Genomic DNA, 8,921 nt, shown 5'->3' with positions numbered 1-8,921 from the left:
GGCCGCGAGGTGTTTGGCCGGTTTCCCCCTCCATGGGGCGAGTAAAGAGCCCGCGTGACGGATCCCACCCCACCATCCGTTCGTACGCCCGTAACAATGGACTGTGATCTCTCCGGTCTCCTCGATGCCCCGGAGCGCCCACCGGCCCCGCCCGGAGGCGACTCCCTATCTCGACCTCACCCGAGCCGAGTGGAGCGCGCTGCGCGACAAGACGCCGCTGCCGCTGACGGCCGAGGAGGTCGAGAAGCTGCGCGGTCTCGGCGACGTGATCGACCTCGACGAGGTGCGGGACATCTATCTCCCGCTGTCCCGGCTTCTCAACCTCTACGTCGGCGCCACCGACGGCCTCCGAGGCGCGCTGAACACGTTCCTGGGCGAACAGGGCTCCCAGTCGGGCACCCCGTTCGTCATAGGCGTGGCCGGCTCGGTCGCCGTCGGCAAGTCGACGGTCGCCCGCCTCCTCCAGGCGCTGCTCTCGCGCTGGCCCGAGCACCCGCGTGTCGAGCTGGTCACCACCGACGGCTTCCTGCTCCCCACCCAGGAACTCCAGGCACGCGGCCTGATGTCCCGCAAGGGCTTCCCGGAGTCCTACGACCGCCGTGCCCTGACGCGCTTCGTCGCCGACATCAAGGCCGGCAAGGACGAGGTCACCGCGCCCGTCTACTCCCACCTGATCTACGACATCGTCCCCGACCAGAGGCTGACGGTCCGCCGCCCCGACATCCTGATCGTCGAGGGCCTGAACGTCCTCCAGCCGGCCCTGCCCGGCAAGGACGGCCGCACCCGCGTCGGTCTCGCCGACTACTTCGACTTCAGCGTCTACGTCGACGCCCGCGTCGAGGACATCGAGACCTGGTACCTCAACCGCTTCCGCAAGCTGCGCGCGACCGCCTTCCAGAACCCGTCCTCGTACTTCCGCAAGTACACGCAGGTCTCGGAGGAGGAGGCCCTCGACTACGCCCGGACGATGTGGCGCACGATCAACCGGCCCAACCTGGTCGAGAACATCGCCCCCACCCGCGGCCGCGCCACCCTGGTCGTGCGCAAGGGCCCGGACCACAAGGTGCAGCGGCTCAGTCTGCGCAAGCTGTGACGCCCGGGGGAAGGGCGGGTTAGATGGGCGCCATGCTCCATCTGCGTCTGATCACACCGTCCGACCGGACCGACGAGGTCGTCCTGCTGATCGGGAAGACGGTCGGCACGACCCACCTCGTCGTGCTGCCGGACACCGCCCGCGATCCCGCCGGGGACGTGGTGATGTGCGACGTGGCCCGCGAGGCGGGCGACGAACTGCTCGCCGGGCTGCGGGAACTGGGCATCGACACCACCGGTTCCATCGCCGTCGAGTCCATCGACCTGTCCCTGTCGGAGCGGGCCGACAAGGCCGAGGCGGACGCCCCGGGCGAGGGCGCGGACGCGGTCCTGTGGGAGCAGCTGACCGAGGCGACGCACGAGGAGTCGACCCTCTCCGTCACGTTCCTGGCCTTCATCACGCTCGCCACGATGATCGCGGCCTGCGGTGTGGTCCTGGACAACGCGATCCTGATCGTGGGCGCCATGGCGGTGGGCCCGGAGTTCGGCCCTCTCGCCGGCCTCAGCACCGCGATCGTCCGCCGCCGCCCCCGCCTCGCCCTGCGCTCGCTGATCGCCCTGCTGGTGGGCTTCGCGGCGGCGATGGCGATGACGGTCGCCTTCAGCCTCTTCATGGACGCCGTCGACCTGTTCAGCGAGCAGCAGCTCAGCGCCGACCGCCCGAACACCGGCTTCATCTACGCCCCCGACTGGTTCTCCTTCGTCGTGGCGGTCCTGGCCGGCATCGCCGGCACCCTCTCCCTGACCTCGGCCAAGTCGGGCGCCCTGGTCGGCGTGGCCATCTCGGTCACCACGATCCCGGCCGCCGCGAACGCGGCAGTGGCCCTGAGCTACGGCGACACGAAACAGACCTGGGGCTCCTCGGAACAGCTCCTGCTGAACCTCCTGGGCATCATCGTCGCCGGGACGGCAACACTCGCGGCCCAGAAGTGGCTCTGGTCCAGACAGCCCAAGAACACGCCCTAGGGGCAGCGCCTCCAGGGGTGCGGGGAACTGCGCGACCAGCCACGACGAACCCGCAGCCCGGCCCCCACAGCACCCGCCACCCCCTACCCGGTTCCCTAACCGAGCGCGGACTTCACCGCATCAGCCAGCCGCCCCGCGACAGACCGGGCCTGCTCGATATCGGCGGCCTCCACCATCACCCGGACCAGCGGCTCGGTCCCGGAGGGCCGCAGCAGCACTCGCCCGGTCGCCCCGAGCTCCCGCTCCGCATCCGCAACGGCCGTCGAAAGCTCCGCGGACGTCCCCACCCGCGTCCTGTCGACATCCGGGACGTTGATCAGCACCTGCGGCAACCGCTCCATGACGGCGGCGAGCTCGCGCAGCGTACGCCCGCTCTGAGCCACCCGAGCCGCCAGCAGCAGCCCGGTCAGCGTCCCGTCCCCGGTCGTCGCGTGGTCGAGGATGATCACGTGTCCGGACTGCTCGCCCCCGAGGGCGAACCCGTGCTCCTTCATCTCCTCGAGCACGTACCGGTCACCGACAGCGGTCTGCACCAGGCGGATGCCCTCGCGTTCCATGGCGAGCTTGAACCCGAGGTTCGACATCACCGTGGCCACGACCGTCTCGGACCGCAGCGCGGAACGCTCCCGCATCGCCAGCGCGAGCACCGCGAGGATCTGGTCCCCGTCCACCTCCGCGCCGGTGTGGTCGACGGCGAGGCACCGGTCGGCGTCACCGTCGTGCGCGATGCCGAGATCGGCCCCGTGCTCGACGACCGCGGCCTTGATCTTGTCCAGGTGCGTCGAACCGCACCCGTCGTTGATGTTGAGCCCGTCCGGCTCGGCCCCGATCGTGACGACCTCGGCACCGGCCCGCTGGAACGCCTCGGGCGAGACCCGGGCGGCGGCGCCGTGCGCCTCGTCGAGGACGACCTTCAGCCCGTCGAGCCGGTTCGGCAGGGCACTCAGCAGGTGCGCGACGTACCGGTCGAAGCCCTCTTCGTACGCGCGTACGCGGCCCACCCCGGACCCGGTCGGCCGGTCCCACGGGGCGCCGGTGCGGTGCTCCTCGTAGACGGACTCGATCCGGTCCTCCAGCTCGTCGGCGAGCTTGTGCCCACCGCGGGCGAAGAACTTGATGCCGTTGTCGGGCATGGCGTTGTGGCTCGCGGAGAGCATCACACCGAGGTCGGCGCCGAGCTCTCCGGTGAGGTACGCCACGGCCGGCGTCGGCAGGACGCCGACCAGCAGGACGTCCACGCCCGCGCTGGCCAGGCCGGCGACCACGGCGGCTTCCAGGAACTCCCCGGACGCACGGGGGTCACGCCCGACCACGGCCCTCGGCCGGTGTCCTTCGAACGTGCCCGCCTCGGCCAGTACGTGTGCCGCGGCCACGGAGAGGCCCAGGGCCATCTCCGCCGTCAGATCCGCGTTGGCGACACCGCGCACGCCGTCCGTGCCGAAGAGTCGTCCCACAGTGGTGTCCTCCGAATTGCTGAAGAGAATGCGGCTCACATCCCCGAGCACACCCCCTGAGAGTGTCCGGGAGCTGTAGGGGTTGTGTAAACGAACCGCCCCGGCAGCACAGTCCGTGCCGCCGGGGCGATCGTTGCGAAGCCAGTCGCAAGGACAGGCGACGCGATTAGCGCTTGCTGTACTGCGGAGCCTTGCGGGCCTTCTTCAGACCGGCCTTCTTGCGCTCGACCGCACGGTCGTCGCGCTTGAGGAAGCCGGCCTTCTTCAGCGGGCCGCGGTTGTTGTCGACGTCCGCCTCGTTCAGCGCACGGGCGACACCGAGACGGAGCGCACCGGCCTGACCGGAGACGCCGCCACCGGAGATGCGGGCGATGACGTCGTAGCGGTCGTCGAGCTCGAGCACCTTGAAGGGCTCGTTGACTTCCTGCTGGTGCACCTTGTTCGGGAAGTAGTCCTCGAGGGTGCGACCGTTGATCTTCCACTTGCCGGTGCCCGGGACGATCCGGACGCGGGCGATGGCGTTCTTGCGACGGCCCAGGCCGGCGGCCGGCTGGGGCTCACCGAAGCGGGAGGCCATGGACTCCGAGGTGTACTCACCCTCGACGGGGACCTCGGACTCGGTGGTGTAGCTGTCGATGTCAAGCTCTTCGAGCGGCTGCTCGGCAGTGGTCTCGGCCACGATTCTCCTCAGATTCTGTTCGGTCTAGGGGTGGTGGCCGGACTTACTGCGCGACCTGGGTGATCTCGTACGGCTGCGGCTGCTGCGCGCCGTGCGGGTGCTGGTCACCCTTGTAGACCTTCAGCTTCGAGAGCATCTGACGGCCCAGAGTGTTCTTGGGGAGCATGCCCTTGATGGCCTTCTCGACGGCCTTCTCCGGGTTCTTGTCCAGCAGCTCGTCGTAGCGGACCGAGCGCAGACCGCCCGGGTAACCGGAGTGGCGGTACGCCATCTTCTGGGTCCGCTTGTTGCCGGAGAGGTGCACCTTGTCGGCGTTGATGATGATGACGAAGTCACCAGCGTCGACGTGCGGCGCGTAGATCGGCTTGTGCTTGCCCCGGAGGAGCGTCGCGGCAGTGGTGGCGAGACGGCCCAGGACAACGTCCTGAGCGTCGATGACGTGCCACTGGCGCGTCACATCGCCGGGCTTGGGGCTGTACGTACGCACGGTTCGTAGCCTTCGCTTCGAGTGAATGGTCCTGAACAGGTCACCGAAACGATCACGACAGCCTGGACCGCACTGCGGCGACGCATACCGCGTACGTGGGGTCGCTGGTCATCGGCCCGGTGGACCGGTGTAAGGGCCCGTCCCGTGAGAATGAGCAAGCCAATACACAACGAACAAGCAGAATACCGGGGTACACCACAAGGGTCAAAACGCGGTATCACCGCAGCCGCTCGGTCACCGATACGTACAGGACGGCACAGAGTGTGACGGCCCTCCGCAGCACCCGCCGCCGCAGCGTGCGCGCATACGGAAACACCGACGAGAGAGCCACGTCGACGGCGACCGCGGCGCACCACCGCACCACCGACCGGCCACCGCGCGGACGACGGCACGCCCCCAGCGCCCCCACCACGACCGACGGCCACACCCCGGCCGGGAGGGCCGGCCACGACAGCAGGCACCCCAGCAGGACCACCGCCGGCAGCAGTCGCCCCAACCACCCGGAGATGTCGCCTTTGCCCGTGCGCATGGGAGGAACGCTAGGGGCTGGAGAGCCGATCCGGGCGGACCAGCACGCCCCTTGTCCCGTCTAAGATGCGGCCCATGAGCTTTGGGCAGCAGGGGGGACCTCAGTCCCAGTGGGATCCCTGGAAACCGCAGTCGCAGCAGCCCTGGAACAGCGGGGGCGGCCAGTCCCCGGACTGGGCAGCGCTCGCTGAAGCCTCCGAGGCCCGCAACAAGCGACGCCGGCTGCTGCTGATCGGCGGCGGCGCGTTCGCCACCGTCGCGATCGGCACCGCCGTCGCGGTGGCCGTCGTCTCGGCGGGCGGCGACAGCCAGGGCAACCCGACCTCCCTGCCGTCGGCCGACATCCCGAGCCAGTCCGCCTCGGCCCCGTCGTTCGCCCCGACCAGCGCCCCTCCGCCGCTGGACCCGAAGGACTTCATCGCCAGCGCCAAGAAGGACAAGGCCCCGCTCAGTCCGGCCACCTTCTTCCCCGGCACCCAGCTGACCGAGGCCGGGACGCTGTACAAGAAGGGCCCCACCGCCGACACCCGCAACTGCGCCTCGGCGGTCGGCGGCACGCTCCCCAAGATCCTCACGGCGAACGACTGCACGCGCCTGATACGCGCCACCTACGTCAGGGACGGCATCGCGGTGACGGTCGGCGTGGCCGTGTTCGACACCGAGGCACAGGCCGTCAAGGCCAAGGGCCAGAGCACCAAGAAGAGCTTCGTGAAGTCGCTCTCCGGCGGCGGTGTGAAGCCCTTCTGCGAATCCGGGTTCTGCCGCACGACCAGCAACTCCTACGGCCGCTACGCCTACTTCACCAACGCCGGCTTCACCAACGGCAAGGACGTGACGCCCAAGGACATCCCGGTCTACAAGACCGGGGACGACCTGGCCCAGTTCACGTTCGACCAGATCCGCCGCCGCGGCGAGGTCCAGGCATCGGCCGCGGCCAACGAATGACCGGACGTCAGCAGCAGCCCGCCGACGGCAACGACCGCTTGTTCCGCGCCTCCTTGCTGCGCGCGGCGAGCAGTTCGTCGGCCGGGTAGCCGACCTCCTCCAGCGTCAGCCCGTGCGGCCGTACGACGTGCACGGCCGAGTCCCGTACGCCGGCCGCCAGCACCTTCCCCGGCCAGTCGGCGGGCCGGTGCCCGTCCCCGACGAACAGCAGCGCCCCGATGAGCGAGCGCACCATGTTGTGGCAGAAGGCGTCGGCCCGCACGGCGGCGGTGATGATCCCGTCGTCCCCCCGCACCAGGCTCAGCTCCTGGAGCGTGCGGATGGTGGTCGCGCCCTCCCGCTTCTTGCAGTAGGCGGCGAAGTCGTGCTCGCCCAGCAGCCCCCGGGCAGCCTCGTTCATGGCGTCCACGTCCAAGGGCCAGTCGTGCCACAGCACATGGCTGCGCAGCAGCGGATCGACGCCCCCCGGGTTGTCGGTGACCCGGTACGCGTACCGCCTCCAGACCGCCGAGAAACGGGCGTTGAAGCCACTGGGCGCCTCCCTCAGGGCCCAGACCCGTACGTCCCGGGACAGCCGCCCTGCGAGCCTCTTGAGCAGCTTCTGGTGGTGCTCGGCCCACACCTCGCGCGGCAGATCGACATGAGCGACCTGCCCTCGGGCGTGCACGCCCGCATCGGTACGCCCCGCGACGGTCAGCTCATAGGTGTCCCGCGACCGCGTCACGGTCCGCAGGGCGTCCTCGATCTCCCCCTGCACGGTCCGCCGCCCCCCGGCCTGCTTGGCCCACCCGGAGAACTCGCTCCCGTCGTACGACAGATCGAGCCGGACCCGGACGTGGCCGGCCTCTACTTCGTCACTCACCCCAGGATCCTCTCACCCACACAAAGGCGGGCCCGCTCCCCGCAAAGGGAACGGGCCCGCCAACGCCCTCAGGGGCGCGGGGAACTGCACGACAAGCCACAACCAACCCGCAGCCGCAAACGCACAGCCCCCGGCAGAGCGCTTACGCGTCCTTGGACTCCTCGGCGTCCTCGGCCTTGGTCGTGTCGACCTGAGCCTCGGCAGGCTCGGCGTCCTTCGCGGCACGCTTGGTCGCGGCCTCGGCCTCGCCCGTCGCCTCCTGCGCCACCGTCAGCGCCTCGACCAGCTCGATGACAGCCATGGGCGCGTTGTCGCCACGGCGGTTACCGATCTTGGTGATACGGGTGTAGCCACCCGGACGGTTCTCGTAGCGCGGGCCGATCTCGGTGAAGAGCGTGTGCACGATGCTCTTGTCCGTGATGACCTGGAGCACCTGACGGCGGTTGTGAAGGTCGCCCTTCTTCGCCTTGGTGACCAGACGCTCGGCGTACGGCCGCAGCTTGCGGGCCTTCGCCTCGGTGGTGGTGATACGACCGTGCTCGAAGAGCGACTTCGCGAGGTTCGCGAGGAGCAGCTTCTCGTGCGCGGCGCTGCCGCCCATACGGGCACCCTTGGTGGGCTTCGGCATGGTGTTTCTCCTAGGTGTCTGCCCCGGCCGTATCAGGTACCGGGGTCAGTATCCGAGCGGGCGGTCGCCCGTCGGAGATCCGGACAAGGCCCCGAAGGGGCCTGTCCGGAAGGGGCGCGGGGAACTGCGCGATCAAGCACAGCGCTCCCGCACCCAAGAACGGACCGGATGGCCCGAGCTCTTAGTACTGCTCGGTCTCCACAAAGCCCGCGTCCGCGTCGTCGTCCGCGCCGAACGCGTCCGCGGCGGCGGTCGGGTCGAACCCGGGAGGCGAGTCCTTCAGCGCAAGCCCCATACCCGCGAGCTTGGCCTTGACCTCGTCAATGGACTTCGCACCGAAGTTGCGAATGTCGAGCAGGTCCGCCTCGGAACGCGCGACGAGCTCACCCACGGAGTGGATGCCCTCACGCTTGAGGCAGTTGTACGACCGAACGGTGAGCTCGAGCTCCTCGATCGGCAGCGCCAGATCGGCGGCCAGGGCGGCGTCCGTGGGGGACGGGCCCATGTCGATGCCCTCGGCGTCGATGTTGAGCTCGCGGGCCAGACCGAACAGCTCGACCAGGGTCTTACCGGCCGACGCCATGGCGTCACGCGGACGCATGGCCTGCTTGGTCTCGACGTCGACGATCAGCTTGTCGAAGTCGGTCCGCTGCTCGACACGCGTGGCCTCGACCTTGTACGTGACCTTGAGCACCGGCGAGTAGATCGAGTCGACCGGGATCCGGCCGATCTCCTGGCCGACCTGCTTGTTCTGCACGGCGGAGACGTAACCGCGGCCACGCTCGACCGTCAGCTCCATCTCCAGCTTGCCCTTGCCGTTGAGCGTGGCGAGGACGAGGTCGGGGTTGTGCACCTCGACACCGGCCGGGGGCGCGATGTCGGCGGCGGTGACCAGACCCGGGCCCTGCTTGCGCAGGTACATCACGACCGGCTCGTCGTGCTCCGAGGAGACGACCAGCTGCTTGATGTTGAGGATGAGGTCGGTGACGTCCTCCTTGACGCCCGGCACGGTGGTGAACTCGTGCAGCACGCCGTCGATGCGGATGGACGTGACCGCCGCACCCGGGATCGAGGAGAGGAGGGTCCGGCGCAGGGAGTTGCCGAGGGTGTAACCGAAGCCCGGCTCCAGCGGCTCGATCACGAACCGGGAGCGGAATTCGTCGACGACCTCTTCGGTCAACGAGGGACGCTGAGCGATCAGCATGTGTGGATCAGATCCTTCAGTCGTGGGCGCCCGCTATTTGACGCCCGACTTGATCCGTCCCCGGCACAGAAGGGAC

The 8,921-nt window shown here is 69.2% G+C and carries 10 protein-coding genes; 3 read left to right on the top strand and 7 right to left on the bottom strand.

Annotated features, from left to right (window positions below; genetic code table 11):
- The first annotated feature begins 124 nt into the window (after positions 1-124).
- A complete protein-coding gene (gene coaA / locus CEB94_RS24500; RefSeq protein ID WP_175437140.1) occupies positions 125-1,093 on the top strand; it encodes a type I pantothenate kinase in 969 nt (322 codons plus the stop codon).
- Between the two features lie 32 nt (positions 1,094-1,125).
- On the top strand, positions 1,126-2,058 hold the full coding sequence (locus CEB94_RS24495; RefSeq protein ID WP_175434238.1) for a DUF389 domain-containing protein: 933 nt from the start codon (positions 1,126-1,128) through the stop codon (positions 2,056-2,058).
- Between the two features lie 95 nt (positions 2,059-2,153).
- Here the strand turns inward: CEB94_RS24495 and glmM are convergent, their stop codons facing one another.
- From glmM to CEB94_RS24475, 4 genes are all read right to left on the bottom strand, one after another.
- Entirely contained in the window at positions 2,154-3,512 is a 1,359-nt protein-coding gene (gene glmM, locus CEB94_RS24490; RefSeq protein WP_175434237.1) for a phosphoglucosamine mutase, read from the bottom strand.
- Between the two features lie 166 nt (positions 3,513-3,678).
- Complete coding sequence (gene rpsI / locus CEB94_RS24485; RefSeq protein WP_175434236.1) at positions 3,679-4,191, bottom strand: 30S ribosomal protein S9; 513 nt, start codon at positions 4,189-4,191, stop codon at positions 3,679-3,681.
- 43 nt (positions 4,192-4,234) lie between these two features.
- Positions 4,235-4,678, bottom strand: a complete 444-nt coding sequence (rplM, locus tag CEB94_RS24480; protein WP_175434235.1) for a 50S ribosomal protein L13 — start codon at positions 4,676-4,678, stop codon at positions 4,235-4,237.
- A gap of 217 nt (positions 4,679-4,895) precedes the next feature.
- Positions 4,896-5,207, bottom strand: coding sequence for a hypothetical protein (locus CEB94_RS24475; RefSeq protein ID WP_175434234.1), 312 nt, complete (start codon positions 5,205-5,207; stop codon positions 4,896-4,898).
- A gap of 74 nt (positions 5,208-5,281) precedes the next feature.
- On the opposite strand from CEB94_RS24475, the gene CEB94_RS24470 reads away from it, so the two are divergent.
- Positions 5,282-6,151: a hypothetical protein gene (locus CEB94_RS24470; protein ID WP_175434233.1), complete on the top strand. Its 870-nt coding sequence runs from the start codon at positions 5,282-5,284 to the stop codon at positions 6,149-6,151.
- A gap of 7 nt (positions 6,152-6,158) precedes the next feature.
- On the opposite strand, the gene truA is transcribed toward CEB94_RS24470, so the two are convergent.
- From truA to CEB94_RS24455, 3 genes are all read right to left on the bottom strand, one after another.
- Complete coding sequence (truA, locus tag CEB94_RS24465) at positions 6,159-7,013, bottom strand: tRNA pseudouridine(38-40) synthase TruA (protein WP_175434232.1); 855 nt, start codon at positions 7,011-7,013, stop codon at positions 6,159-6,161.
- A 142-nt stretch (positions 7,014-7,155) separates the two neighbouring features.
- Positions 7,156-7,641, bottom strand: a complete 486-nt coding sequence (rplQ, locus tag CEB94_RS24460) for a 50S ribosomal protein L17 (protein ID WP_175434231.1) — start codon at positions 7,639-7,641, stop codon at positions 7,156-7,158.
- Between the two features lie 181 nt (positions 7,642-7,822).
- Positions 7,823-8,845, bottom strand: coding sequence for a DNA-directed RNA polymerase subunit alpha (locus CEB94_RS24455; protein WP_003966937.1), 1,023 nt, complete (start codon positions 8,843-8,845; stop codon positions 7,823-7,825).
- Between the last annotated feature and the right edge of the window lie 76 nt (positions 8,846-8,921).

It is taken from the genome of Streptomyces hawaiiensis, assembly GCF_004803895.1.
GTDB classification, from domain to species: Bacteria; Actinomycetota; Actinomycetes; order Streptomycetales; family Streptomycetaceae; genus Streptomyces; species Streptomyces hawaiiensis.
This window is presented reverse-complemented; position numbering and strand designations above follow the sequence as displayed.

What these genes read in the sequence shown, in the direction of transcription:
- coaA (WP_175437140.1), top strand. Translation starts at nt 125, where the DNA reads ATGCCCCGGAGCGCCCACCGGCCCCGCCCGGAGGCGACTCCCTATCTC.
- CEB94_RS24495 (WP_175434238.1), top strand. Translation starts at nt 1,126, where the DNA reads ATGCTCCATCTGCGTCTGATCACACCGTCCGACCGGACCGACGAGGTC.
- CEB94_RS24475 (WP_175434234.1), bottom strand. Translation starts at nt 5,207, where the DNA reads ATGCGCACGGGCAAAGGCGACATCTCCGGGTGGTTGGGGCGACTGCTG.
- CEB94_RS24470 (WP_175434233.1), top strand. Translation starts at nt 5,282, where the DNA reads ATGAGCTTTGGGCAGCAGGGGGGACCTCAGTCCCAGTGGGATCCCTGG.
- rplQ (WP_175434231.1), bottom strand. Translation starts at nt 7,641, where the DNA reads ATGCCGAAGCCCACCAAGGGTGCCCGTATGGGCGGCAGCGCCGCGCAC.
- CEB94_RS24455 (WP_003966937.1), bottom strand. Translation starts at nt 8,845, where the DNA reads ATGCTGATCGCTCAGCGTCCCTCGTTGACCGAAGAGGTCGTCGACGAA.